Genomic DNA, 24,300 nt, shown 5'->3' with positions numbered 1-24,300 from the left:
CTCGGCGCCCTGCTCACGGGTACCTCCGTCTTTTTGCAGAGCCTCTTCCACTTTCCAGTCCTGCCGAGCGTTTCCTGGGAGGCCCGCTTCTTCGGTGGGAACGCCCTCCTGCTTTCTGGACTGCTCCTGATCGCCTTCAGCCAGTTGCTGCCGCTCCGCCGAAGCAGCCATCACCCCGATCCCTCTGCCGTTTGAAGGGTGTCGGTGGATCACGGCCGGAGCCATAGGCTGTCGAACCCCGGGGGCCGTCTTCGTCGCGCTGGACGTGTGGCCGGGCCCACCTCACGACTTCGGCTGTGCGGCAGCGCGGCCACCTCCGTCGCGCCGCCTCCCGCTTTCTTCCTCAACTCGTGTGCAGCATCAGGCCGATGCCGATCACCATGAGACCGGCCGCCGCGATGCGTGGTGTGCCGAAGCGTTCCTTGAAGAACACCGCCCCTATCGCCGCTCCGACGATGATCGACGACTCCCGCAGCGCCGCGATCGGTGCGAGGGCCGCCTGCGTCTGGGCCCACAGCACCAGGGCGTACGCGCTCACCGAGAGCGTCGCGCCGAGCAGGCCGAGGCGGGCGTGCGGGCGGAGTTGGGTGAGGAGCCGGCCGCGGCGCGCGAACAGGGCGTAGAGCGGGATCAGCGAGCCCTGAAGGATCATCAGCCAGCCGATGTAGCCGAGTGGTGTGCCCGATTCGCGGACGCCCACCCCGTCCACGACGGTGTAAGCGGCGATCGCCACACCCGTCGCGACCGCGGCGGTCAGCGCGGGCCACTGCGGCTTCGTCTCCGCGCTCCGCATGCCCCACAGGGCCACGCCCACCAGCCCCGCCGAGGCCACGGCGACGCCGGTCGCCTGCCAGCGGTCCAGCGACTCGCCGACGAAGACCGCTGCCAGGACGGTCACCAGTAGCGGCGCCGTGCCGCGGGCGATCGGATACATCTGGCCGAAGTCGCCGAGACTGAACGACCGCATCAGCAGCGCCTGGTAGCCGAGGTGAACCACCGCCGAGACGATCAGATACGGCCACGCGCCGGACGCCGGGAACGGCGCGAAGCAGACGGCGACCGCGCCGATCAGCGTCCCGCCCCCGGCGATCAGGGTGAAGGCGACCACCTGGTCCTTGATGGTGTGCGCGATCGCGTTCCACGTGGCATGGGTGACGGCCGCCAGGAGGACGGCGGCGGCGACGGCCGGGGTCACGCCATGCGCTCGCGGACGTCCACCAGCGTGCCGCCGGCGTGCGAGACCACGCTCTTGGGGTCCATCGGGAAGACCGTGTGCGGGGTGCCGGCCGCCGCCCACACCACGTCGTGGTCGAGCAGCCCCCGGTCGGCGAGCACGCGGGTCCGGGTGCGGTGGCCGAAGGGCGGTACGCCTCCGATCGCGTAACCGGTGGTCTCCCGTACGAGATCCGCGCGCGCCCGCTTGACCGCCCCGGCGCCCAACTCCTCCCGTACGCGCTCCACATCGACGCGCGACGCGCCGTCCATCAGCACCAGCACCGGGACGCCGTCGGCCTCGAAGATCAGGGACTTGACGATCTCGCCGAGTGAGCAGCCGATGGCGGTGGCGGCCTCGGCCGCCGTACGGGTGGCGTCGGGGAAGGCGCGGACCTGGCCGGTGAGGTCGTCGAGGCCCAGTTCGCGCAGGGCCTCGACGAAACGGGGATGCGCGGCGGGGGCGGTGTCAGGCGTGCCGTCGGGGTTGGTCATGACGGGCACGCTAGCGGCAGGGCGAGGGGCGGTGCGAGGGCGTTTCCCGACGCGTTTCTCGACCCGCCGCCCGCAGCCTGTCCGCCAGCGCGCCGCAGCGCTCCGCGAGCTCCGGAGGGTCGAGCACCTCGAAGTCGTGCCCCAGCAGCAGGACATGCATGAGTACGGCGTCGAGACGGGCGCCGCCGCTCAGCACCTCGCAGCGTCCGTCCCCCCGCTCCTCCACGACGGCCGCCGACGCCGGGATCTGCTCACGCACCCTGTCGGCGGACGCGTGCACGAGGAAGCGCGCCCGATGCGCGTAGACGCGGCTCGCCACACCCTCCTGCACGTACGCCGCCGCGTCCGGCGCCGCGCGCGGGCGGAAGCGCCAGGTCCGCACCGATACCCCGGTCATCCGGTCGACACGGAAGGTGCGCCAGTCGTCGCGGTCGAGGTCGTAGGTGAGGAGGTACCAGCGCCGGTCGGAGGCGACCAGCCGGTACGGCTCGCAACGGCGCCGCCGCGTCTCGCCGCCCGAGGGGTAGTCGAAACCGGTCTCGACCTCGTCGCGGCAGGCTCTGGCCAGCGTCATGAGCACATCGGGGTCGACCGGCGACCGGCCGCCGCCGAAGAACTCCACCGCGCCGGAGAGGGCGCGCACCTCGTGCCGCAGCCGGACGGGCAGCACCTGGTCGAGCTTGGTCAGTGCCCGGAGCGCGGCCTCGCCGGCGCCGGTGACCGCGCCACCCGCGCCGACCAGCAGGGAGACCGCCGTCGCGATCGCCTCCTCGTCGTCGAGAAGCAGCGGCGGCAACTCCTGCCCCGCGCCGAGCTGATAGCCGCCGCCGACGCCTTGGCCGGCCCGTACCGGATAGCCGAGCACGCGCAGCCGCTCGACATCGCGCCGCACCGTGCGCGTCGTGACGCCGAGCCGGTCGGCCAGCTCGGGGCCGGTCCAGACCTGACGCTGTTGCAGGAGCCCGAGCAGGGTGAGTACCCGCTCGGTCGTACCGCGCTCTGTCGTGCCGTGTTCCGCCGTACCCGCCCGCTCGGTCGCGTCCCGCCCGTCACCGCTCGCCGCCGTATCCATGCCGACACCCTGACAGAGAATGCGGACCGATCCTGTCCGCCATGGGTGTCAGGGTGGCTCCATGGAAGCGGACGAACTCGATTGGAACCGGACGCTGCGCGAGCAGTGGGAGTTCCACTGGAACCATCAGCTGCGGGCCCGGCTCGACGGCCTCACCGACGACGAATACTTCTGGTCGCCCGTGCCGGACGCCTGGAGCGTGCGGCCACGCGGCGAATCGACGGCGCCCCTGCGGTTCGGTGCGGGGGACTTCACGATCGACTACGCCCACCCCGCCCCGGACCCGGCGGCCTTCACCACGATCGCCTGGCGGCTCGGCCACGTCGTCGTCGGCGTGCTCGCCGCGCGTAACGCGGCGCACTTCGGCGGGCCGCCGGCGTCGTACGAGAGCTGGGAGTACGCCGCGAGCGCGGAGACCGCGCTCGCGCAGTTGGAGGAGCAGCTCGATACCTGGCTCGCCGGGGTGCGGGGCCTCGGTGACGCCGGGCTCCGGGTCCCGATCGGTGCGAAGGAGCCGTATCCCGAGGCCCCGACGGCGGATCTGGTGCTGCACATCCACCGCGAGCTGATCCACCATCTGTCCGAGGTCTGCCTCCTGCGCGACCTCTACCACCACATGAAATCCACCACGAACGGAGCCACCCGATGAGCCGCCACATCCAGATCACCTTCGACGCCCACAACCCGGCGGCGCTGTCGACCTTCTGGCGCGACGCACTCGGCTACGTCCACCCGGCTCCGCCCGGCGTCGACCTGCCGGAGGGCGCCGACCCGCTGGCCGCGTGGGACGAATTCCTGGCGCGGATCGGCGTACCGGAGGAGCAGCGCAACACCCGATCGGCCGTCGAGGACCCGGACGGCCACGGCCCGCGGCTGTTCTTCCAGCAGGTACCGGAGGACAAGGTCGCCAAGAACCGCGTCCACCTCGACGTCCGCGCGGCTCCCGGACTGGAGGGGGAGGCGCGGATGGCGGCACTGGAGGCGGAGTGCGACCGCCTGGTCGTCCTGGGAGCGACCCGCGTACGCCGCGACGAGCCGGCCCCGCCGCTGAGCGCCGGGTTCATCGTGATGACGGATCCCGAGGGCAACGAGTTCTGTCTGGACTGACGGTGCGGGGGCGGCCCTGGGGGGCGTACCCGGAGTGGCACGGCGCGGTGCCGGTGCGCCCGCTCCGTAGGATGCGAGGCATGCCGGATGCCCCGTTCCGTCCCGAGCCGTTCACCGCGCGCGCCTCGCCCGCCGCGCTTGAGGACCTCCGAGCGCGGCTGCGCGCGACGCGCTGGCCGGATGCGCCCGAGGACGCCGGATGGGGGCTCGGGACCGACCTCGGCTACCTCCGTGAGCTGGTCGACTACTGGGCGGACGGGTTCGACTGGCAGGCGCAGGAGTCGGCCCTCGCCCGGTTCCCCCGCTACCGTGTCCCGGTCGGCGGCCTCGGGATCCACTACGTGCACGCGCGTGCCGTCGCGCCGACCGGGTCCACCGTGCTGCCGCTGGTCCTCAGCCACGGCTGGCCGGACTCCTTCTGGCGGTACGCGAAGGTCCTCCCGCTCCTCACCGATCCCGGCGCGCACGGCGCCGACCCCGCGGACGCGTTCGACGTGGTCGTGCCGGACATGCCGGGTTACGGGTACTCCGACCGTCCCACCGGCGCGCCACTCGACTCCATCGCCGTCGCGGGTCTCTGGGCCGAGCTGATGGGCCTTCTCGGCTACGCGCGGTTCGGCGCGGCGGGCGGGGACATCGGCAGTCACGTGAGCCGCTACCTCGCGCTCGACCATCCCGACCGGGTGGTGGCCGTCCACCGCACCGACGCGGGCGTTCCGCTCTTCGCCGGTGATCCGGCGGACCTCGCGCCCGAGGAACGAACCTGGTTCGATTCCGTCGCGGCGTGGGGCGCGAGCGAGGGCGCGTACGCCGCCGTGCACCGTACGAAGCCGCAGACGGCCGCCTTCGGGCTCACCGACTCGCCGGCCGGGCTCGCCGCGTGGATCGTGGAGAAGATGCGGGCGTGGAGCGACTGCGGGGGCGAGATCGAGCGCGCCTTCTCGAAGGACGAGATCCTCACGAACGTCACGCTCTACTGGCTCACGGGCACGATCGGCTCGTCGATGCGCATGTACGGCGCGAACGCCGCGATTCCGCCCGCGCAGCTCGCTCGCCGGGTCGAGGTGCCGTCCGGCTTCTCGCTCTTCCCCGGCGACATCGTGCGTCCGCCGCGGGCGTGGCTGGAGCGGACGGCGAACGTCGCGCGCGTGACGGAGCCCGAACGAGGCGGCCACTTTGCCGCGTTCGAGGAGCCGGAGCTGTACGCGGAGGAACTGCGCGCGTTCTTCCGCCCGTACCGGGCACCGTCGCTGGGCTAGGGCGTGTCCGGGGCGCCGGGTCCGTCCGGTGGCCGGTTCGTCCTCAATCGCCGGACGGCTGAAAACGCGGCCGCGTCCCGCTTCCTCAGCCCGCCGCGAGGACCGCTGCCACCACCGGGCCCGCCGCGTCACCGCCGTGGCCGCCCGCCTCTACGCTCGCCGCCGCCGCCAGGTCGTCCTGGAAGCCGGTGAACCAGCTGTTCGACGTGGCCTGTCCGTCCACCTCGGCGGAGCCCGTCTTCGCGCCCTTGTCGCCGCCGAGCGCGGACATCGCCGCCTTGCCCGTGCCCCACGAGGCCGTCGCCCGCATCATGTCGCGCAGCTGCTGGCCCACCCCGCCCGGCAACTGGCGCTCGGCCACCGCCAGTTGGCGGTCGTCGAGGTCGCGCGGGACGATGACCGGCTGGCGGAACGTGCCGTCCTTCGTGGTGGCCGTGACGGACGCGATGTTCAGCACGTTCATCTGGACCGTGCCCTGACCGATGTACTGCGCGGCGGCCCCGCCCCCGGCGGACTCCGGCACGCTGCCGTCCGCCGACGCTATGCCGGTCTGCCAGTTCAGCCCGAGGCCGAAGACCTCACGGGCCTCCGCGGGCAGCGCGTGGTCGTCCTTCGTGTCGTCGATCAGCTTGATGAAAGCGGTGTTGCAGGAGCGCGCGAAGCTCTGTGTGAAGTTGCCGCCCTTGATGTCGAACTGGTCCAGGTTGTGGAACGAAGTGCCCTGGTAGAGCACCGTCTTGGGACACTCGGCCGGCTGGTTCGCGCCGACCAGACCCTTCTCCAGCAGCAGCGCCGCGGTCACTATCTTCATCGTCGAGCCCGGCGCCTGCTTGCCGAGCATCGCCGCGTTGAAGCCGTCCTCACGATTGTTGGCGACGGCGAGTATCTCGCCGGTGCTCGGCTTCACGGCGGCGACGGACGCCTCGTCGTACTTCTTCACGGCCTGCTCGGCCGCCGCCTGCACCTTCGCGTCGAGTGTCGTCCTCAGCTCGCCGGGCTTGCCCTTGGAGAGCGTCAGCAGCGTCGTGCGGGGCGCGCTGTCGCCGTCGCTCTGGATCCACGTCTCGACGCCGGACCTGCCGCCCGCCTTCTCCCCGTACTTGTCCCGCAGTTGGTCGAGCACCGGCGCGAGTGACGGGTACTTCTCGGCGGTCAGCTCGGTCCCGTCGCGGTCGACCGCCTTGATCGGCGGCTTCGCGGCCTCGCCGGTGACCAGGCTCGTGTTCTTCGCCAGCTTCGGGTGAATGACGGTCGGCACCCAGTCGACCAGCGGCTTCCCGCTGGTCAGTCCACGGACGACGGTCAGCTCGGAGGCGTACGACAGGGGCTTGCTCAATCCCTCGAACTTCACCGTCGCCTTCACGGTGAAGGGCACCTTCGCGCCCGTCGCCTTCCCCGGAGTGATCACGGCGCCGGTGATGTGGGCCTGCTCGCCGTATCCGGCGACGGCTTCCTTCGCGGCGGCCGGATTGTTGGTGTACGTGGCGGCGAGCTCGGGGTCCTTGCCCTCGGCCCACGCCGCCAGGAACTGCCCGGCGGCGTCCTTGACCTCTTCCGCGCTCAGCGGCCCTGTCCGGACCTCGGTCGATGCCGACCGGGCCTCCGTGTCCCCCTCGCCGGCCAGGACGTTGTACGCCCCGTACCCGATACCACCGGCCACGACGACGAACACGCCGCCGACGATGGCGACCTTCGTTCCACTGCGCATGGGTGCGGTCCCCTCCCCCCAGGAGCGCCCCCGCCACGTTTGAACGTGTTCAAGGGGCAATGATTTCGCACTCTACGGGACGCGGGTGAACGCGGAAGGGCCCGTTATCGGACCGCGATGAGGGCCGGCATCAGGCGGTGGATCCGGGCGGATCCGGGTGGATCCGTGCGGACGCGCGTCGACGCGACCAGGGGCGCGACCGCCGGAGACACCCGCCTGAAACGACCGCCGGAACGAGCGATGACACGACCGTTGACACGGCTGATTCCGCGAACGTAGCGTAAGGACTAGTCGTCTAGACTAATTCGAGCCTGCCGGGCTCTGACGCGGAGGTGACCATGGAGTCGCGGACATCGCATCTGAAAGAAGCTCGCTACGAGCTGGTCGAGATTCCCGAGCCGATGGGCCCGGTCAGCGTGACCGTGGACCGGCGCAAGGTCCTCGACCACGCCTACAGCGAGGACGACTTCGGGTCCTGGTACTTCCAGGACTCACCGTTCGGCGGCCCCGTGGGACACCCCCTCGTACTCGCCAACGACCTGCTGTTCCTCTTCTACGAGAAGTACGACGGCAACACCGCCCAAGGTCTGCACACACACGAGCATCTGACGTTCCACTCGCCGGTCCGGGTGGGTGAGACGGTCACGATCGAGGGCGGCTACACGCAGAAGTACGAGCGCCGGGGCCAGGGCTATGTCGTCCTGGAGGCCGAGGCGCGCGGCGCCGACGGCCGGCTGCTGGTGCGCCACACCGGCAAAGAGATCATGCGGACGGTCGCCGGTGAGGTCACCGGGCAGAACCGTACGGCGGGCGACGTCCGGTCACGCACCGTGCTCGGCACGGTGGACACCGCCGTCCCCGCTCTCGACCGGGCCCGCCTCGACGCTCCCGCACGCGCCGCCCTGCCGCGGCGGACAACGGTCTTCACCCAGGACCAGATGTCTGTCTTCTCGTGGGCCGGGCGCGGTTACGCCAACGTGCACACCGCCCCCGAGAAGGCCGCGGCCTCCGGACTGGACCGCACGATCGTCCAGGCCCAGCAGCAGACCGGTTTCATCATCGCCAACCTGATCGACGTGTTCGGCAAGGCGTTCTTCACCTCGGGCGAACTCGACCTCCGCTTCGTCTCCCCCGCCTTCGTCGGCGACGAACTCACCGCCGGCGGCGCTGTCGCCGGTGTCACCGGCGACCGGCTCGAACTGGAGGTCTGGGTCGACAAGGCCGACGGCACCCGTACCGCACTCGGGTGGGCGTCCGCCCGCGTGGACACCGACCCGGAGCGCCCCGTGCGCCTGGTCTGACCCGCCGTATCCCCGCCCCCGCACCCCCGTCCCCACACGTCAGTGAGATCGACAACGGAGTCATCCATGGCGCACTCAGCCACCGCCCCGCCCACCACCGAGCAGGAACGGACCAAGCTCGCCAAACGAGCCGCCGTAGCCAGCCTCGTCGGCACCGCCGTCGAGTGGTACGACTACTTCATCTTCGGCACCGCGGCCGCCCTCGTGTTCGGGGAGCTGTTCTTCCCCAACGAGGACGACCCGATCATCGGCACCCTGTCGGCGTTCGCCGTCTTCGGTGTCGGCTTCTTCGCCCGCCCCGTCGGAGGGGTGGTCTTCGGACACTTCGGTGACAAGTTCGGCCGCAAGGCCGCCCTCGTCACGACGCTCATGCTGATGGGCGTCTCCACCTTCCTCATCGGCCTCCTGCCCACCACCGAACAGATCGGTATATGGGCTCCGATCCTGCTCGTCCTGCTGCGGCTCGTCCAGGGATTCGGCGTGGGCGGCGAGTGGGGAGGCGCCTCACTGGTCGCCGTCGAGTACGCCCCGGCGCACAAACGCGGCGCCTACGGCAGCTTCCCGCAGATCGGCAACGCGGTGGGGCTCGTGCTCTCCACGGGCATCTTCGCGATCGTGTCCACGCTGCCCGACGACGCGCTGATGAGCTGGGGCTGGCGCGTGCCGTTCCTGCTCAGCGCCGTACTCATCGCCGTCGGCCTGTTCATCCGGTTCAAGCTCACCGAGACCCCCACCTTCCAGGCCGCGCAGGAGGAGCTGGAGAAGCAGCCTGCCGAGGAACAGGCCAAGGAACGCATGCCGATCGCCGAACTGTTCACCCGGTTCAGGAGGCCCCTGCTCCTGGCCATGGGCATGCGTCTCGGTGAGGCGGTCTTCGGCTACATCATCCTGACCATCGGCCTCACCTTCGCCGAGAACTACACCGACATCCCGCGCACCCATGTCCTCGTCGCGAGCAGCATCGCCGCCGCGCTCGCCATCTACACGTACTACTTCTTCGGGAAGCTGTCCGACCGCATCGGCCGGCGCACCGTCTTCATCATCGGCTCACTCGTGGGCGTGGTCGTCACCTTCCCCTTCTTCTGGGTCCTGGACGCCGACGCCCTGGTGCTGATGTACGTGGCCTACGCCGTGGCGTACGCGATCGGCGTGGGCGCCGTCTACGGCGTCGAACCGGCCTTCTTCGCCGAGCTGTTCAGTACGAAGGTGCGCTACACCGGACTCTCCCTGGCGGCGCAGATCCCCAGCGTCCTCATCGGACTGTGGCCGCTCGCCTCGACCGCCCTGCTGGCGGCGACCGGCGGAGACCCCTGGCCCATCGCGGCCATCACCGTCGCGGCCCTGCTCATCGGACTGGTGTGCGCGTACCTGGCCCCCGAGACCAACCGCGTCGACATGACACGTGTCGGTGACGAGACGGAGAAGGCACGATGACGGAACCGAACCCCCGTCCATGGCGGGATCTGACCGACCCGCGCCGCGCGGGCGCGACCGACAGGCTCGAAGAGGGGCTCAAGGAACCGGAGTTCGAGAACCTCGACATTCCCGAGGCGCTCGGCACCGTGCGGGTCGTCGTCGACGACCACAAGATCAAGCGGTACGCCTTCACCCACGACGACCATTCCCCCTGGCATCTGACGGAGAGTCCGTTCGGCGGCAGGCGCGTCGGGCACGCGGCGCTGCTGGGCAACGACCTCGTCCAGCTCTTCACCCTCGTCTACGCGGCCAGCCAGGTCGTCGGGTACCACACCGAGGAACAGATGTGGTTCGACAGCCCCGCCGTCCTGGACGAGGTCGTCACCCTCAGCGGCACGTACACCGAGGCCTACCGGCGCCGAGGCGAGGGCTACGTCGTCATGGAGGCCACCGCCACGGGCGAGGACGGGCGCAGCATCGTCCGCCATCGCGGTGTCGAGATCCTCAAGACCGACCCCGGCGCCATCGGCGGACGCGGATCGGCGGCGCCCGAACGGCGCGTCACCGGCGAGGTTCCGGAAGGCGCCCGGACCGTCGGCGCGCTGGGTCCGGACGTACGCCCCGGTGACGTACTCGCGCCGCTGCACAAGACGGTGACCGCCGAACAGGCCGCGGTCTTCAGCCGCGTGGGCGAGTACGTGCGCAACATCCACAACGACATCGACGTCGCCCGCGCGGGCGGGCTGCCGGTGCCGATCGTGCAGGGACAGCAACAGTTCGGCGTGCTGGCCCAGTTGCTCACCCTCCGCGCCGGTCCGTCGTTCCTCACCACCGGCTGGCTGCGGGTCAAGTTCCTCGCCCCGCTGGAGGTGTTCGAGCCGTTCACCTCCACCGGCGTCGTCACCGCCGTCACCCCCGTCGACGACGGTCTCCGCGTCGATCTGGAGGTCTGGGTACGCCGCGACGCCGACAACCGTCTCCTCACCGCCGGCTGGGCGGCCGTGACCGTCCCCGCGTCGTGAGCGACCGCGCCACTGCCACTTCGCACCTCTCACTTCTCACCGACCGCACCACCGCACCGACACAGAAAACGGGATCTTCGCAGATGAGCACTTCCAAGACCGGCGGCCAGGTCGTCGTCGACCTTCTGACCTCCCTGGGCGTCGAGTACGTCTTCGGCGTCGTGGGCGGCCAGACCCTCGCCATCACCGACGCGATCATCGACACCCCCGGCATCCAGCTCGTCCACACCCGGCACGAGAACGCCGCGGCCGTGATGATGGACGCCTACGGCAGGCTCACCGGCACCCCGGCCGCCTGCATCTCCACGACCGGACCCGGCGCCACCAACCTCCTCACCGGCGTCGGGGGCGCCTACCGCGACTCCAGCCCCGGCTTCGTCCTCACCTGCAACAACAACGGCGAGAACATCCACAAGGACGACGCCCAGAACGCCGACCACGTCGAACTGCTCAAGCCGCTGGTGAAGTACTCCCGGCTGGTGGCACACAGCTCGTCCATCAAGCAGGCGATGGAGGAGGCGTACGTCAACGCCCTCACCGGCAACCCCGGTCCGGTCCACCTCGACTTCGCCCGCGACACCATCGAGGGGCAGGTGACCGACCCGCCGGTGGTGCCCGCCGTCCACCCGAGCCGCGCGTGGGTCACCGAGCGGCCGTCCGCCAACCCCGTCGCGCTGGCCAGGGTCGCCGAGCGGGTGCTGCGCGCCGAACGGCCGGTCATCTGGCTCGGCAACGGCGGCAACCGGGCGCGGGCGAGCGAGGACGTACTGGCGCTCGCCGACGCGCTCGGTATCCCGGTCGTCACCACCTTCAACGGCATCGGGTCCGTGCCGACCACGCATCCGCTGGTGTTCGGGGCCGTCAGCCGGATGGGCACCACGCTCTCCGGCGAGGTCCTCGGCGACGCCGACCTCGTACTCGCGCTCGGCAACAGCCTCAACGCCGTGTCGACCACCCGCTGGCGCCGCGAACTCCCCGAGGTGATCCAGGTCGACGTCGAGCCGGCCATGATCGGGCGCTACTACTCCGAGATCACCCAGGGCGTGGTCGGTGACCTCGGCTCGTTCGCCCGTGACCTGGTCACCGCGACCGCGGGTCACGCGGCCGACGCGAAGGCCGGACGCGCCGAGTGGATCAGCTCGCTCGACAAGGCGCGCACCGACTGGTGGCAGGCCTCCGAGGTGACGGACCCCGCCGCCGAGGGTCCGCTGTCCCCGGCCGACATCGTCCGCACCCTGCGCGAGGTGTCGCCCGAGGAGACGCTGCTGATCCCGGACGCCGGCAACCCGGGCGTCTGGTCCTTCCTCTGGGAGATCCAGCGGCCCAACAGCTACATCAAGCCCGTCGGCTTCGGGAACATGGGATTCGCGCTGCCGTCGGCGATCGCGGCGTCGCTGATCGACCCGCGGCGCCCCGTGCTCGCGTTGATCGGCGACGGCTCCCTCGGCATGAGCATGGGCGAGATCGAGACGCTCGCGCGCGTCGGCGGCAACGTCTGCGTCGTGGTCCTCAACGACTCCAGCTACGGCAACATCCGCCAGGAGCAGGAGTTGCACTTCGACGGCCGCACCACGGGCGTCGACTTCGGCACCGTCGACTTCGGCATGGTGGCGCGGGCGATGGGTGTGGACGGCGAGGTCGTCACCGGCCTGGCCGCGCTGCGGCAACGGGTCGCGGACGCCTTCGCGGCCGGTACGCCGGTGATACTCGACGTACCGATCGACCGTGCTGCCAACGCCTGGACGTTCCCTTCGTTCGTGGCGCCGAAGAAGTAGAAGCAGGAGTAGGAAGCAGGTGACAGCGGCAATGTCGAACGCGAACGCGGCACCGAACGGGGCGGCGGGTCCGACACCCCTCGACGGCGTGAAGGTGCTCGACCTCTCGCGGTTCATCGCGGGCCCGCTCTGCGCGCAGATCCTGGCCGACTTCGGAGCCGAGGTGGTCAAGATCGAGCGGCCGGGCGGCGAGGACTCCCGGCACCACGGCCCGTACCACCGGGACGAGAGCGTCTACATGTTCCTCTACCACCGGAACAAGTACGACGCCTCCCTGGACACCCGTCACCCGGAGGCGCTCGGAATCCTCGAGCGCCTGATCGCCTGGGCGGACGTCGTCGTGGAGAACTACCGGCCGGGCACGATCGAGAAGATGGGCATCGGCTACGAGCGGATGAAGGAGCTCAACCCGGACATCATCCTGGTGTCGATCTCCGGCTTCGGCCAGACCGGTCCGGACTCGCGCCGCGCCCTGTTCGACGCCATCTCGCAGGCGTCCTCGGGGCTGATGGACATGACCGGGGAACCGGACGGCAAACCGACCCTCAGCGGCACCTACATCGCCGACTACACCACCGGCTACCAGGGCGCGATCGGGGCCCTGCTGGCGATCCTGCACCGCGAACGCACCGGCGAGGGCCAGCTCGTGGACATCGCGTCCTTCGACACGATGTTCTCCGCGCTCGGCATCCGCCTCATGTCCCAGCTCATGCTCGGCCAGGACATGCCCCGCAGCGGCTCACGCGATCTGCTGACGGCGCCGGTCAACGTCTACGAGGCCGCCGACGGACCCATCTACATCCAGGCCGGCACCGCCTCGTTGTTCCCGAAGCTCTGTGCGGTGATAGGGCGCCCCGATCTGGCCGAGGACCCGCGCTTCGCGCATGTCGAAGGCCGGATGACGCACCAGGAGTTCCTGGAGGGCGAGATCGGCGCATGGGTGGCGGGCCGTACGAGGGAGGCCATCGCGCGGTCCCTCGACGAGGCGGGTGTGCCTTACGCCAAGGTCGCCTCGGTCGGGGAAGTGGCCGAGTCACCGCAGATCGCCGCCCGTGACATGATCGTTGAATCGGAGCATCCCGAACTCGGTACGATCCGGATGCCCGGTAATCCGATCAAAATGGAGAAGACCCCGCCCATGGTCCGCAAGGCGCCACCTCGGGTCGGCGAGGACAACAGTTACGTCTACGGGGGCATCCTCGGGCTCTCCGCCCAGGACGTGGCCCAACTGCGTGGGTCGGGAGCCATCTGATCATGGCGCGCGCACCCAGGTATCAGGTGATCTACGACGACCTCGTGTCCCGGATCCGGTCCGGCGCCCTGGCCCCCTCGGCACGGCTGCCCAGCGAGACGGACCTGGCCAGGCAGTACGGGGTGAGCCGGATGACCGTGCGGCAGGCCCTGGACCTGCTCGACTCGGAGAGATTCGTCGTACGGCGGCAGGGCAGCGGCACCTACGTCAGCGGCCACGGCGATCGCGGACGGCGGCTCAACCGGCTGCGGTCCTTCGCCGAGGAGATCGAGGGCACGGGCGGTGAGCCGTCCACCCGGCTGATCCACTGCGAGACCACGACCGCGCCCGGCGAAGTGACCGAAGTTCTCGGCGGCACGGCGGACGACACGGTCAACCGGCTCACCCGTGTACGTCTCGTCGACGGCTCGCCCGCCGCCCTCCAGGACGCCTGGATCCCCTACTCCGTGGCGCCGTCACTGTGCCGGGAGCCACTGCTCGACGACTCCCTCTACCGCACCCTGACGACACGCTTCGGGGTCGAACTGCGCCACGCCGACCAGTCCATGACGGCCACTTTGCTGACCGCCGAACAGGCGGCACTGCTCGAAACCGAACCCGGCGGGGCCGCGCTGGTGGTACGCCGCACCACCTATGGATCGCGCGGCGAGATCGTCGAGTTCACCACGAGCTGGACGCTGCCCGGATTCCCCTTCCTGCTGAGGATCGACGCCGAATGAGCGCACATGTCATCGCGGTCGATGTCGGCACCTCGGCCGTGCGGGCCGTCGCGATCGATGTAGGGGGACAGGTCGTCGCGCAGCGGCGTATCGCCCGCACGTCGGGACTCGGCGGCGACACCTTCGACGCCGACGAACTGGAGCGGGACGTACGCGCCGCGCTGGCGGGTGTCTCCGGCGGACCGGCCCCCGCCGCGCTCGCCATCGCCGCCCACATCGGGACGGTCGCCGTCGACTCCGCCCTCCGGCCCCTCGGGCGCGGCGGCGGCTGGGCCGACACCCGGGGCGTGGAGCGGCTCGCGGCGCTCGGCGACGCGACCGTGCGGCGGCTGCTGCACGCCGCCGGCCGTCCGGCACTGACGGGCGGGGCGCTCGCCCATCTCCTGGGCATGGAGCCCGAACTCGCGTCGAGGGTGCACGCCGTGCTGTCGCCCAAGGACTTCCTCGTCGCCCGGCTCACCGGACGGCTCACCTCCGACACGATCAGCGCCGCCTACACGCTGGCCTCCGACGTACGGCACCGCGCGTGGAACACCGGCCTGCTCGCCGAGGCAGGTCTGGATCCCGCGCTGCTGCCGCCGCAGTCGGAGCCGACGTCGGTGGTCGGCGCCCTCACCGGGGAGGCCGGGGCGGCCACCGGCCTGCCCGCGGGACTTCCTGTGATCGCCGGCGGCCCGGACGGATCCGTCGGCATCGGCCTGCTCCTCGGCGGAGCCGGCGACGTCATCGCCGACGTCGCGGGCACCACCGACGTCATCGGCCGGCTGCTCCCGGGCCCCGACGACGTACCGGAGGGCGCCGTACTCAACCCCTCCGTCCTGCCCGGCCGATTCGTCGCCGGCGGGGCGACCGGGCTCACCGGAGGCGCTGTCGCCCGGTGGCGCTCCCTGGTCGGCACCGTCCCGGACGAAGAACTCGCCGCGGTGCCGCCGGGCGCGAACGGGCTCACCGTCCTGCCCGGCATGACTGGCGCGCGCTTCCCGACCTGGCGGTCCGGCACCCGCGGAGCGGTGCTCGGGCAGCGTCCCGACCACGACGCCGCGTGTCTGCTCCGGGCCGCCCAGGAGGCGGCGGCCTTCACGGTCCGTGAGGGAATGGATCACCTCGATCCCACGGGCGGCCTGCCGGTCGCGCTGGCCGGCGGCTCGTCGCGCAGCGCCCATGTGGCGCGGCTGCGCGCCGACATCCTCGCCCGGCCGCTCCTGATCTCCCCGGAGCCCGACGTGACCCTGCTCGGCGCCGCGGCGCTGGCGTTCATCGGCTCCGGACTGGACACCGACCTGGACGCGATCCGCGCCCGCCTGATCGGCACCCCGCGCCGGGTCGACCCCGACGCGGCTCGGGCGGCGCGCTACGAGCGACTGCACTCCCGCTGGCTGGAGCTGCGCGACGCGACGGACGGGCTCTCAACCCCGCCCGGCGACGCCCCGGCGCGGTGACCGGGCGGGCTGCGTCTGCGGCCCGTCCGGCGATTGAGGACCCGTCCTACACCCAGGTGTCGAACCACATCCGGTCCTGCCACTCCCCGACGGGGATCGTCTGGCCCGTGAAGACCGGCCAGAAGTAGATGAAGTTCCAGACGATCAGCAGCACCAGCACACCCGCCCCCACCGCGCCGATCGTCCTGCGTCTCTCGTCCGAGCCCGCCGGGCCCAGCATCGCGCCGATCATCATCGACACCGCGAGACAGAGGAACGGCACGAAGACCACCGCGTAGAAGAGGAAGATCGTGCGTTCCTGGTAGAAGAACCACGGCACCCAGCCCGCCGCGATCGCACAGGCGATGGCGCCCGCGCGCCAGTCGCGGCGAAAGAACCAGCGCCACAGGACGTACAGGATCGCGAAGCACGCCGCCCACCAGAGCAGGGGTGTGCCGATCGCCAGGACCTCCTGGGCGCACTTGTCCGCCGGGGCCGCCGTACAGCCCTCCGTGCCGCCCCTGGGGTCCTCGTAGAAGTACGAGACGGGGCGGCCCAGGACGATCCAGCTCCAGGGGTTGGACTGGTAGGTGTGGCCGGAGGTCAGATTGACGTGGAAGCTGTAGACCTCGGTCTCGTAGTGCCACAGGCTGCGCAGCCAGTCCGGCAGCCAGGACCACATCCCGCCCTGGCCCTGGGTGGCCGCCCAGTCCCGGAAGTAGCCCTTGTCGGTGACGATCCAGCCGGTCCACGAGGCGACGTACGTGCCGATCGCGACCGGGACCGTGGAGACGAACGCCGGCAGCAGGTCGCGCTTGAGTACGGCCAGGTACGGGCGTACGGCGCCGGCGGTGCGCCGCGCGCCCACGTCCCAGAAGACGGTGAGCAGACCGAACGCGGCCAGGATGTAGAGGCCGTTCCACTTCGTCGCGAAGGCGAGCCCCAGCATCAGACCGGCCGCGACGCGCCACGGCCGCCAGCCCAGCCGCAGGCCCTCCGCGATGTTGATGTCCGGCCGCAGCACCCCCTCCGCGTCCACCGGCAGCGCGTCCGCGAACCGCCGTCTCGCCCAGTCCCTGTCGAGCAGCAGACAGCCGAAAGCCGCCAGCACGAAGAACATCAGCACCAGGTCGAGCAGCGCCGTGCGGCTCATCACGAAGTGCAGCCCGTCCACGGCGAGCAGCCCGCCGGCCAGACAGCCCAGGAACGTCGAACGGAACAGCCGGCGGCCGATGCGGCACAGCATCAGTACGGAGAGCGTGCCGAGGACGGCCACCATGAAGCGCCAGCCGAACGGGTCGAAGCCGAACATCAGCTCGCCGAGCCCGATGATCCACTTGCCCACCGGCGGGTGCACCACATATCCGGGGTCGGTCGGCACCGGGACCTGCGAGGGGTCGGCCAGGATCAGCTTGTCGACGTCCTTGGGCCAGCTCGCCTCGTACCCCTGCTTGACGAGCGCCCACGAGTCCTTCGCGTAGTACGTCTCGTCGAATATCACCGACTTGGGGCTGCCCAGATGCCAGAACCGCATCAGCCCGGCGACCAGCGCCACCAGCAGTGGACCGAGCCAGGCGGACCAGCGGGTCAGCCGGTCGGCGAGCAGGGGGCGCACACCGAGCACGATCCACAGGCGTTGGGACGGCTCCGTGTACGGCGGCACCAGGCGCTCGCGCAGCCCGATCACCGGTCTCGGCGCATAGCCGAACCGCCGCAGCCGCTGGGGCCATGACGGCGGTCTGTCCTCGGCGTCCCGACCCTGGAGGGCTTCTGGCGCAGTACTGGTCACCGCGCCATCGTAGGGAACGCGACTGTGTGACGTGGGCACACGGCGCCCGAGACGGCGTTCTCCACCGCGGAAGGGGCCGCCCCGCCGCCCTGCGAGGATGGCGTACGTGACTACTGTGCCCTCCCGGGGAACGGCCCCCGCAGCCCCGACCGGCGTCCTCGTCCTCGCCGGGACCCCCATCGGCGACACCTCAGACGCCCCGCCGCGCCTCGCCTCCGAACTGGCGACCGCGGACGTCGTCGCCGCCGAGGACACCCGGCGGCTGCGCCGGCTCACCCAGGCGCTCGGCGTACAGACGACCGGCCGGGTCGTGTCGTACTTCGAGGGCAACGAGAGCGCCCGTACGCCCGAACTCGTCGAGGCGCTGGCCGGCGGCGCCCGCGTGCTGCTCGTCACGGACGCGGGGATGCCGTCCGTCTCCGACCCCGGTTACCGGCTCGTGGCCGCGGCCGTCGAACGCGACATCAAGGTGACCGCGGTGCCCGGCCCGTCCGCCGTGCTGACCGCGCTGGCACTCTCCGGGCTGCCCGTCGACCGCTTCTGTTTCGAGGGGTTCCTGCCCCGCAAGGCGGGCGAGCGGCTGGGGAAGCTCCGCGAGGTCGCCGACGAACGCCGCACCCTCGTCTACTTCGAGGCCCCGCACCGGCTCGACGACACCCTCGCGGCGATGGCCGAGGTCTTCGGCCCCGAGCGCCGGGCCGCCGTCTGCCGCGAGCTGACGAAGACGTACGAAGAGGTCAAGCGCGGCGGCCTCGGCGAACTCGCCGAATGGGCGGCCGACGGCGTACGAGGCGAGATCACCGTCGTCGTGGAGGGCGCCCCCGAGAGCGCGCCCGTGACGGACCCGGTGGAACTGGTGCGCCGGGTACGGGTGCGGGAGGAGGCGGGCGAGCGGCGGAAGGAGGCCATCGCCGCGGTCGCCTCGGAAGCGGGGGTGCCCAAACGCGACGTGTTCGATGCGGTCGTGGCGGCAAAGAATGCGGCCGTGACAGGCCCTCGTGACGGTAAAGGACTATCTTGAAAAGCAAAGCGCAGACCGTGTGCCGAGCCCTTTCGGCATGAGGAGGCCAAGAGCCTGCCATTAATCGACAGCGCTGATGCGCTCCCGCCCGAATAGGCGTCCACTGGATCGAGTGGAGAGGAGCTGGCATGAGTGAGATAACGGGCAACGCCGTCGCCCACGAGGCATATGCGTTCTGTTGCATGCGATGCGGTCACGGCTGGGAGCAGGCGTACGACATAGAGCACCACACGGACGCTTCGGGTCAGCAATACGTCGTCTACAAGGCGGACGGACTGCGGGTGCCTTCACCGCTGTCGAGTCCCACCTGCCTCAACTGCGGACACCACGTCGTGCGCATCATGCGCTCGGGACAGGTGTCCTCGGTGCACGCGTACTCCCTGATGAACCAGCAGCGGAACTCCGTCAAGGCACCCAGAACGCCGAGGGAGCCCAAGGCGCGAAAGACCCAGAAGCCGGCGAAGGCGTCCGAGCCCGCCAAGCCGGTGCCGGTGACGGACGAGGCGGGCGGGGCGGCCGTCGCGGCGGTCGCCGAGGGGGCACGGGCGAAGGCGGACCACCACTGGCACCTCTCCGACCTCCTGCACCCCTTCCACCGCAAGTAGGCCCCCGCACCTGCGGTCGGCCCGGTGGACACGGTCCTCGTACGATCGGGCCCATGACCCCGAAGAGCGCCAACAGCACGAAAAGCGCCACACGCGCCGAAGAAGCGCCGCCGGCCCCGGAACCGCTGCGGGTGCCGGTCGCCGATTCGCACACCCATCTGGACATGCAGAGCGGCACCGTCGAGGACGCGCTCGCCAAGGCGGCCTCCGTAGGAGTGCCGATCGTCGTCCAGGTGGGTTGCGACGTGAAGGGGTCCCGCTGGGCGGCCGACACCGCCGCCGCGCACGAGTCCGTGCACGCGGCGGTCGCGCTGCATCCCAACGAGGCGCCGCGCATCGTGCACGGAGACCCCGACGGCTGGTCGCGCCAGGGCGTGCGCGAGGCGGGCGGGGACGCGGCCCTCGACGACGCGCTCGCCGAGATCGACCGGCTGGCCGCGCTTTCGCAGGTGAAGGCCGTCGGCGAGACGGGGCTCGACTTCTTCCGTACGGGGCCCGACGGCATGGCCGCGCAGGAACGCTCGTTCCGCGCGCACATCGAGATCGCCAAACGGCACGGAAAAGCACTCGTGATCCACGATCGCGAGGCGCACGCCGACGTGTTGCGCGTCCTGGCCGACGAAGGCGCTCCGGAACGGACCGTTTTCCACTGCTATTCGGGCGACGCGGAAATGGCCGAAATCTGCGCCGCCGCAGGCTACTTCATGTCCTTCGCGGGAAATATGACCTTCAAGAACGCGCGACCGTTGCGTGAGGCGTTGGCCGTCGCTCCGTCCGAACTCGTTCTGGTCGAGACGGACGCGCCTTTTCTGACGCCCGTTCCGTACCGTGGACGGCCCAATGCGCCGTATTTGATTCCGATCACGGTACGCGCGATGGCGGAGGTGCGCGGGATCGGTGAGGACGCGATGGCGGCGGCGATTTCGGCCAACACGGCGCGCGCGTTCGGTTACTGAGCCGGCCGGTCCCGTTCGGCCCCGCCCGGCCCGGCCGGCGGATTCGTCGCCCACTCGAACAGCGACCCTGTGTAGTCGCGCTGCTTTGGAGAGTGACCGCCGCTCCGCTAGTGTCCGCCGGGCATCGGGGGCCCGGACCGGACTTGTGGAGCGTCGAGCGTCGTGAGCAATGCGCAGGGCAGTCACCGTGCCGGACGGTACGAGTACGAGTACGAGTACGGATACGGGCACGGGCACGGGCACGCGTACGGGTCCGAATTCGCTTACGCGGGAGACGTCGACGTCGTCGCGTGGCCGCACCCCGAACCGGCGCCCACCCTGCCGTGGTTCGACCCGGCGCAGGCGCTGGTCCCGCACCAGCCCCACCAGCCGCCGCCACCGCCGGTCCCCGCCCCGGCCCCGGCGTCCGACCTCCTCAGCGCCTCCCGCCGCCGCATCGTCCCGCAGGCCCTCGTCGTCGCCTTCCTGGCCGGCGGCACCTCCGCGTTCGTCGCCAGCGACAAGGAGGTCCGACTCAGCGTCGACGGCACCCCGCGCACGCTCCACACCTTCGCCGACGACGTGGACGAACTCCTCGCCGACGAGGGTGTGCGGATCGGCGCGCACGACCTCGTCGCCCCCGGCCGCGGCGCCGAACTCACCAACGGCGACGCGGTGGTTGTCCGCCACGGCCGTCCCGTCATGCTCACCCTCGACGGCAGGCGCCGCCAGATCTGGACGACCGCCGACACCGTCGAGGGCGCGCTGCGCCAGCTCGGCGTACGCGCGGAGGGCGCCTTCCTGTCCGTCTCGCGCTCCTCCGCGATCCCCCGCAGCGGTCTGGCCCTGGACGTCCTGACGGAGCGCACCGTGACGTTCATGGCCGACGGGCGCGAGCGCACCATCCGTACGAACGCCGCGACCGTACGTGACGCCCTGGCCGACTCCGGGCTGACCCTGCACGGCGAGGACACCACCTCGGTGCACCCCGACAGCTTCCCGCGCGACGGTCAGACGATCACGGTGATGCGCATCACCGCCGACGAGATCGTGCGCGAGGAGCCCATCCCGTACGACATCGAACGCACCCGCGACGCCTCGCTCTTCACCGGCACGGAGGTCGTCACGCACCAGGGCGAACCGGGGACGCGCCGCCTCACGTACGCCGTGCGCGCCGTCAACGGCGTCAAGCAGAAGCCCCGCAAGATCTCCGAGAAGATCGTCCGCGTGCCCGTCACCGAGCGCGTCAGGGTCGGTACGAAGCAGCGCCCGGCCTCCGTCACGGGCGCCGACGGACTCGACTGGGCCGCCCTCGCCGCCTGCGAGTCGGGTGGCCGGCCGGACGCGGTCGACCCCTCGGGGACGTACGGCGGGCTCTACCAGTTCGACTCCGGCACCTGGCGGTCCCTCGGCGGCAGCGGACGCCCGCAGGACGCGTCGGCGGGTGAGCAGACGTTCCGGGCGAAGAAGCTCTATGTGCAAAGGGGGGCGAGTCCGTGGCCGCACTGCGGCCGTAGGCTGCATGGGTGAGCACCACAGAGCCCCCCGACGCCTCGGGCGTCCCTGACGTCCCTGATGTCTCCGACGCCCTCCTCGGCCCCGCGGACATCCGCGAGCTGGCCGCCGCCCTGGGCGTACGCCCCACCAAGCAGCGTGGCCAGAACTTCGTCATCGACGCCAACACCGTCCGCCGGATCGTCCGCACGGCGGGTGTACGGCCCGACGACGTGGTCGTGGAGGTGGGCCCCGGGCTCGGCTCGCTGACACTGGCGCTGCTGGAGGCGGCCGACCATGTGACGGCCGTCGAGATCGACGACATCCTCGCCGCCGCGCTGCCGCGCACGATCGAGGCCCGGATGCCGGCCCGCGCCGGCCACTTCTCGCTGGTGCACTCGGACGCGATGCAGGTGCGGGAGCTGCCGGGGCCGACACCCACGGCACTGGTGGCGAACCTTCCGTACAACGTCGCCGTGCCCGTCCTGCTCCACATGCTGGAGCACTTCCCGACCATCGAGCGCACCCTGATCATGGTCCAGGCGGAGGTCGCGGACCGGCTCGCGGCGGCGCCGGGCAACAAGGTGTACGGCGTGCCGTCGGTGAAGGCCAACTGGTACGCGCGGGTCAAGCGCGCCGGCGCCATCGGCCGTAACGTGTTCTGGCCCGCGCCGAACGTCGACTCGGGCCTCGTCTCGCTCGTCCGGCGCGCCGAACCGCTCACGACCACCGCCTCGCGGACCGAGGTCTTCGCGGTCGTGGACGCGGCCTTCGCGCAGCGCCGCAAGACGCTGCGGGCGGCGCTCGCGGGCTGGGCCGGGTCGGCCCCGGCGGCGGAGGCGGCGCTGGTCGCGGCGGGGATCTCGCCGCAGGCGCGGGGGGAGTCGCTGACGGTGGAGGAGTTCGCACGGATCGCGGAATCGAAGGGGGCGGGGGCATGAGTGACACGAACGCGGTGAGCGTGGCGCGCACGGCGAGCGGGAGTACGGGGGCGGTGACCGTACGCGTACCGGCGAAGGTCAACGTCCAGCTGGCGGTGGGCGCGGCGCGCCCCGACGGCTTCCACGACCTCGCCAACGTCTTCCTGGCGGTCGGTCTCCACGACGAGATCACCGTGACCCCGGCCGACGAGCTGCGCGTCACCTGCGCCGGACCGGACGCGCACCAGGTCCCGCTGGACGCGACCAACCTCGCCGCGCGGGCGGCGATCGCGCTCGCGGAGCGCCACGGGCTGGAGCCGCGCGTCCATATCCACATCGACAAGGACATCCCCGTCGCGGGCGGCATGGCCGGCGGCAGCGCGGACGGCGCGGGAGCACTGCTCGCCTGCGACGCGCTCTGGTCGCTTGGCTCGTCCGAGGCCGAACTGCTCGCCATCTGCGCCGAGTTGGGCAGCGACGTGCCGTTCAGCCTGCTGGGCGGCGCGGCGCTCGGCGTCGGACGCGGGGAGCGGCTGACGCCCCTGGACGTCGGCGGCACGTTCCACTGGGTGTTCGCGGTCGCCGACGGAGGACTGTCGACCCCGGCGGTCTACGCGGAGTTCGACCGGCTCACCGCCGCCGCCGACGTTCCGCCCCCCGCCGCCGACCCCGCCCTGCTCGCGGCCCTGGGCGCGGGCGACGCGACGGCCCTGGCGGCCACCCTGACCAACGACCTCCAGTCCGCGGCCCTCTCGTTGCGCCCGTCCCTCGCGACGACGCTCGCCACGGGCACGGCGGCGGGCGCGCTGGCGGCCCTGGTCTCGGGCTCGGGCCCGACGACCGCGTTCCTGACGAAGGACGAGGAGTCGGCGACGGCGGTGGCCCAGGCCCTGCTGGCGTCGGGCAACTGCCGTACGGCGCGGGTGACTTCGGCGCCCGCCGCCGGGGCGCGGGTGGTGTCCTGATGGCCGGTTCGAAGTCCGTGGGCGCCGCCGCCGACACCGCCATTGCCACAGAACCGCTGATCGCGCTGCTCCGGGAGACCGCCGACGGCTCCGGCGGCCTCGTACAGCTCCGCCCCGGCCTCTCCGACGCCCGGATGGACGCGTGGGCGGCGCCGGTTCCGGAAGAGATCCGCGTACTGCTGCGCGCCGTGGGCGGCATCCGGATCGCCTTCGGCCGCCGGAAGGACGACGACACCTTCCTCTTCTCGGAGATCGACTTCGACGAATCGCTCAACGAAGGCACCCACCCCATGGGCGGGGACGGCAGTTGGTACGTGGAGCAGGCCGGCGGCCCCGGCACCCACCGCTTCGTCCATCTCGACTCGGGCGGCGGCTTCACCTACGTGGACGTCGACCGTGAAACCGGCGCCTGGGGACCGGTGTTCATCTTCTGGGACGACAACGACACGACACGGCTCGACAGTTCACTGCACGCCTGGCTGCACCGCACGGCCCTCTGCCTCCGCGACGCCCTGCGGGACGCCGACGCAGACACCTACGCCTTCGACTCCGCCTTCACGGAGACCTGGACGGAGCCCCGGCGGAACGCGCACCAGGTGCCCACGATCCCCGCGGTCGAGGCACGGACGAGCCCGGACCCGGTCATCCGGTCCGTGGCCACCGCGCTCCCGGACGACGCGGAACTGGCCGACCTCCGCGAGGCGGACGGCGCCGCGTTGGTGATCTTCGACTTCCCGGAACTCTGCCGCTTCGCCCGGACGCACACCGGCACGATACTCACGGCGGTCCCGGCGGCCCCGGACGACGACTACTGA

At 71.3% G+C, this 24,300-nt stretch carries 22 protein-coding genes; 17 read left to right on the top strand and 5 right to left on the bottom strand.

Annotation, left to right across the window (positions count from 1 at the left end):
- Nucleotides 1–343: 343 nt before the first annotated feature.
- From ACFWHU_RS23035 to ACFWHU_RS23025, 3 genes are read right to left on the bottom strand one after another with little or no spacing between them, the layout of a single operon-like run.
- Nucleotides 344–1,195: an EamA family transporter gene (locus ACFWHU_RS23035; RefSeq protein ID WP_387226772.1), complete on the bottom strand. Its 852-nt coding sequence runs from the start codon at nucleotides 1,193–1,195 to the stop codon at nucleotides 344–346.
- Entirely contained in the window at nucleotides 1,192–1,707 is a 516-nt protein-coding gene (locus ACFWHU_RS23030) for a YbaK/EbsC family protein (protein WP_385793504.1), read from the bottom strand. Before ACFWHU_RS23030 ends, ACFWHU_RS23035 begins: the two co-directional genes overlap by 4 nt.
- 10 nt (nucleotides 1,708–1,717) lie before the next feature.
- The gene (locus ACFWHU_RS23025) at nucleotides 1,718–2,779 is read right to left on the bottom strand and encodes a helix-turn-helix transcriptional regulator (protein WP_385793502.1); all 1,062 of its coding nucleotides are present in this window, start codon (nucleotides 2,777–2,779) and stop codon (nucleotides 1,718–1,720) included.
- A gap of 61 nt (nucleotides 2,780–2,840) precedes the next feature.
- On the opposite strand from ACFWHU_RS23025, the gene ACFWHU_RS23020 reads away from it, so the two are divergent.
- From ACFWHU_RS23020 to ACFWHU_RS23010, 3 genes are all read left to right on the top strand, one after another.
- Nucleotides 2,841–3,428 (top strand): DinB family protein, encoded by a 588-nt coding sequence (locus tag ACFWHU_RS23020; RefSeq protein ID WP_387226769.1) that lies wholly within the window; start codon nucleotides 2,841–2,843, stop codon nucleotides 3,426–3,428.
- Nucleotides 3,425–3,886 (top strand): VOC family protein, encoded by a 462-nt coding sequence (locus ACFWHU_RS23015; RefSeq protein ID WP_387226767.1) that lies wholly within the window; start codon nucleotides 3,425–3,427, stop codon nucleotides 3,884–3,886. Before ACFWHU_RS23020 ends, ACFWHU_RS23015 begins: the two co-directional genes overlap by 4 nt.
- Before the next feature lie 80 nt (nucleotides 3,887–3,966).
- The gene (locus tag ACFWHU_RS23010) at nucleotides 3,967–5,145 is read left to right on the top strand and encodes an epoxide hydrolase family protein (protein ID WP_387226764.1); all 1,179 of its coding nucleotides are present in this window, start codon (nucleotides 3,967–3,969) and stop codon (nucleotides 5,143–5,145) included.
- Nucleotides 5,146–5,230: 85 nt separating this feature from the next.
- On the opposite strand, the gene ACFWHU_RS23005 is transcribed toward ACFWHU_RS23010, so the two are convergent.
- Nucleotides 5,231–6,853, bottom strand: a complete 1,623-nt coding sequence (locus ACFWHU_RS23005; protein WP_387226762.1) for a penicillin-binding transpeptidase domain-containing protein — start codon at nucleotides 6,851–6,853, stop codon at nucleotides 5,231–5,233.
- 338 nt (nucleotides 6,854–7,191) lie between these two features.
- On the opposite strand from ACFWHU_RS23005, the gene ACFWHU_RS23000 reads away from it, so the two are divergent.
- The 7 genes from ACFWHU_RS23000 to ACFWHU_RS22970 all read left to right on the top strand — a co-directional run bounded on the left by ACFWHU_RS23000 (nucleotide 7,192) and on the right by ACFWHU_RS22970 (nucleotide 15,777).
- Entirely contained in the window at nucleotides 7,192–8,154 is a 963-nt protein-coding gene (locus ACFWHU_RS23000; protein ID WP_387226760.1) for a MaoC/PaaZ C-terminal domain-containing protein, read from the top strand.
- A gap of 66 nt (nucleotides 8,155–8,220) precedes the next feature.
- Nucleotides 8,221–9,588, top strand: coding sequence for an MFS transporter (locus ACFWHU_RS22995; protein WP_385793492.1), 1,368 nt, complete (start codon nucleotides 8,221–8,223; stop codon nucleotides 9,586–9,588).
- Nucleotides 9,585–10,592: a hypothetical protein gene (locus ACFWHU_RS22990; protein WP_387226758.1), complete on the top strand. Its 1,008-nt coding sequence runs from the start codon at nucleotides 9,585–9,587 to the stop codon at nucleotides 10,590–10,592. Before ACFWHU_RS22995 ends, ACFWHU_RS22990 begins: the two co-directional genes overlap by 4 nt.
- An 83-nt stretch (nucleotides 10,593–10,675) precedes the next feature.
- Nucleotides 10,676–12,367: a thiamine pyrophosphate-binding protein gene (locus ACFWHU_RS22985; protein ID WP_387226756.1), complete on the top strand. Its 1,692-nt coding sequence runs from the start codon at nucleotides 10,676–10,678 to the stop codon at nucleotides 12,365–12,367.
- 31 nt (nucleotides 12,368–12,398) lie between these two features.
- Nucleotides 12,399–13,619, top strand: a complete 1,221-nt coding sequence (locus tag ACFWHU_RS22980; protein WP_387226754.1) for a CaiB/BaiF CoA transferase family protein — start codon at nucleotides 12,399–12,401, stop codon at nucleotides 13,617–13,619.
- Nucleotides 13,620–13,621: 2 nt separating this feature from the next.
- Nucleotides 13,622–14,338, top strand: a complete 717-nt coding sequence (locus ACFWHU_RS22975) for a GntR family transcriptional regulator (RefSeq protein WP_387226752.1) — start codon at nucleotides 13,622–13,624, stop codon at nucleotides 14,336–14,338.
- Nucleotides 14,335–15,777 (top strand): FGGY-family carbohydrate kinase, encoded by a 1,443-nt coding sequence (locus ACFWHU_RS22970; RefSeq protein WP_387226750.1) that lies wholly within the window; start codon nucleotides 14,335–14,337, stop codon nucleotides 15,775–15,777. The genes ACFWHU_RS22975 and ACFWHU_RS22970 overlap by 4 nt, the downstream gene beginning before the upstream one ends.
- 46 nt (nucleotides 15,778–15,823) lie before the next feature.
- Here the strand turns inward: ACFWHU_RS22970 and ACFWHU_RS22965 are convergent, their stop codons facing one another.
- Nucleotides 15,824–17,545 carry a dolichyl-phosphate-mannose--protein mannosyltransferase gene (locus tag ACFWHU_RS22965; RefSeq protein WP_385793476.1) on the bottom strand — a complete coding sequence of 574 codons (1,722 nt, stop codon included), beginning with the start codon at nucleotides 17,543–17,545 and terminating at the stop codon, nucleotides 15,824–15,826.
- Between the two features lie 106 nt (nucleotides 17,546–17,651).
- On the opposite strand from ACFWHU_RS22965, the gene rsmI reads away from it, so the two are divergent.
- The 7 genes from rsmI (at nucleotide 17,652) to ACFWHU_RS22930 (ending at nucleotide 24,300) form a co-directional block, all read left to right on the top strand.
- Nucleotides 17,652–18,566 carry a 16S rRNA (cytidine(1402)-2'-O)-methyltransferase gene (gene rsmI, locus ACFWHU_RS22960; protein WP_385793473.1) on the top strand — a complete coding sequence of 305 codons (915 nt, stop codon included), beginning with the start codon at nucleotides 17,652–17,654 and terminating at the stop codon, nucleotides 18,564–18,566.
- Between the two features lie 128 nt (nucleotides 18,567–18,694).
- On the top strand, nucleotides 18,695–19,171 hold the full coding sequence (locus ACFWHU_RS22955) for a hypothetical protein (protein WP_385793471.1): 477 nt from the start codon (nucleotides 18,695–18,697) through the stop codon (nucleotides 19,169–19,171).
- 53 nt (nucleotides 19,172–19,224) lie between these two features.
- Complete coding sequence (locus ACFWHU_RS22950) at nucleotides 19,225–20,127, top strand: TatD family hydrolase (RefSeq protein ID WP_385793469.1); 903 nt, start codon at nucleotides 19,225–19,227, stop codon at nucleotides 20,125–20,127.
- Between the two features lie 162 nt (nucleotides 20,128–20,289).
- Nucleotides 20,290–21,636 (top strand): ubiquitin-like domain-containing protein, encoded by a 1,347-nt coding sequence (locus ACFWHU_RS22945; RefSeq protein ID WP_387226747.1) that lies wholly within the window; start codon nucleotides 20,290–20,292, stop codon nucleotides 21,634–21,636.
- Nucleotides 21,633–22,541, top strand: coding sequence for a 16S rRNA (adenine(1518)-N(6)/adenine(1519)-N(6))-dimethyltransferase RsmA (gene rsmA / locus ACFWHU_RS22940; protein WP_385793465.1), 909 nt, complete (start codon nucleotides 21,633–21,635; stop codon nucleotides 22,539–22,541). Before ACFWHU_RS22945 ends, rsmA begins: the two co-directional genes overlap by 4 nt.
- On the top strand, nucleotides 22,538–23,485 hold the full coding sequence (locus tag ACFWHU_RS22935; RefSeq protein WP_387226744.1) for a 4-(cytidine 5'-diphospho)-2-C-methyl-D-erythritol kinase: 948 nt from the start codon (nucleotides 22,538–22,540) through the stop codon (nucleotides 23,483–23,485). Before rsmA ends, ACFWHU_RS22935 begins: the two co-directional genes overlap by 4 nt.
- Nucleotides 23,485–24,300: a hypothetical protein gene (locus tag ACFWHU_RS22930; RefSeq protein ID WP_387226742.1), complete on the top strand. Its 816-nt coding sequence runs from the start codon at nucleotides 23,485–23,487 to the stop codon at nucleotides 24,298–24,300. Before ACFWHU_RS22935 ends, ACFWHU_RS22930 begins: the two co-directional genes overlap by 1 nt.

Origin of the sequence: Streptomyces sp. NPDC060366 (assembly GCF_042725135.1) — a bacterium.
In the GTDB taxonomy this organism is placed as follows: domain Bacteria; phylum Actinomycetota; class Actinomycetes; order Streptomycetales; family Streptomycetaceae; genus Streptomyces.
This window is presented reverse-complemented; position numbering and strand designations above follow the sequence as displayed.

Bases quoted from the DNA above. Each gene is read 5' to 3' on its own strand.
- ACFWHU_RS23010 (WP_387226764.1), top strand. From the start codon at position 3,967: ATGCCGGATGCCCCGTTCCGTCCCGAGCCGTTCACCGCGCGCGCCTCG.
- ACFWHU_RS23020 (WP_387226769.1), top strand. From the start codon at position 2,841: ATGGAAGCGGACGAACTCGATTGGAACCGGACGCTGCGCGAGCAGTGG.
- ACFWHU_RS23025 (WP_385793502.1), bottom strand. From the start codon at position 2,779: ATGGATACGGCGGCGAGCGGTGACGGGCGGGACGCGACCGAGCGGGCG.
- ACFWHU_RS22980 (WP_387226754.1), top strand. From the start codon at position 12,399: ATGTCGAACGCGAACGCGGCACCGAACGGGGCGGCGGGTCCGACACCC.
- ACFWHU_RS22985 (WP_387226756.1), top strand. From the start codon at position 10,676: ATGAGCACTTCCAAGACCGGCGGCCAGGTCGTCGTCGACCTTCTGACC.
- ACFWHU_RS23000 (WP_387226760.1), top strand. From the start codon at position 7,192: ATGGAGTCGCGGACATCGCATCTGAAAGAAGCTCGCTACGAGCTGGTC.
- ACFWHU_RS22995 (WP_385793492.1), top strand. From the start codon at position 8,221: ATGGCGCACTCAGCCACCGCCCCGCCCACCACCGAGCAGGAACGGACC.
- ACFWHU_RS22935 (WP_387226744.1), top strand. From the start codon at position 22,538: ATGAGTGACACGAACGCGGTGAGCGTGGCGCGCACGGCGAGCGGGAGT.
- ACFWHU_RS22930 (WP_387226742.1), top strand. From the start codon at position 23,485: ATGGCCGGTTCGAAGTCCGTGGGCGCCGCCGCCGACACCGCCATTGCC.
- ACFWHU_RS23005 (WP_387226762.1), bottom strand. From the start codon at position 6,853: ATGCGCAGTGGAACGAAGGTCGCCATCGTCGGCGGCGTGTTCGTCGTC.
- ACFWHU_RS22990 (WP_387226758.1), top strand. From the start codon at position 9,585: ATGACGGAACCGAACCCCCGTCCATGGCGGGATCTGACCGACCCGCGC.
- ACFWHU_RS22950 (WP_385793469.1), top strand. From the start codon at position 19,225: ATGACCCCGAAGAGCGCCAACAGCACGAAAAGCGCCACACGCGCCGAA.
- ACFWHU_RS22955 (WP_385793471.1), top strand. From the start codon at position 18,695: ATGAGTGAGATAACGGGCAACGCCGTCGCCCACGAGGCATATGCGTTC.
- ACFWHU_RS23030 (WP_385793504.1), bottom strand. From the start codon at position 1,707: ATGACCAACCCCGACGGCACGCCTGACACCGCCCCCGCCGCGCATCCC.
- ACFWHU_RS22970 (WP_387226750.1), top strand. From the start codon at position 14,335: ATGAGCGCACATGTCATCGCGGTCGATGTCGGCACCTCGGCCGTGCGG.
- ACFWHU_RS23015 (WP_387226767.1), top strand. From the start codon at position 3,425: ATGAGCCGCCACATCCAGATCACCTTCGACGCCCACAACCCGGCGGCG.
- ACFWHU_RS22975 (WP_387226752.1), top strand. From the start codon at position 13,622: ATGGCGCGCGCACCCAGGTATCAGGTGATCTACGACGACCTCGTGTCC.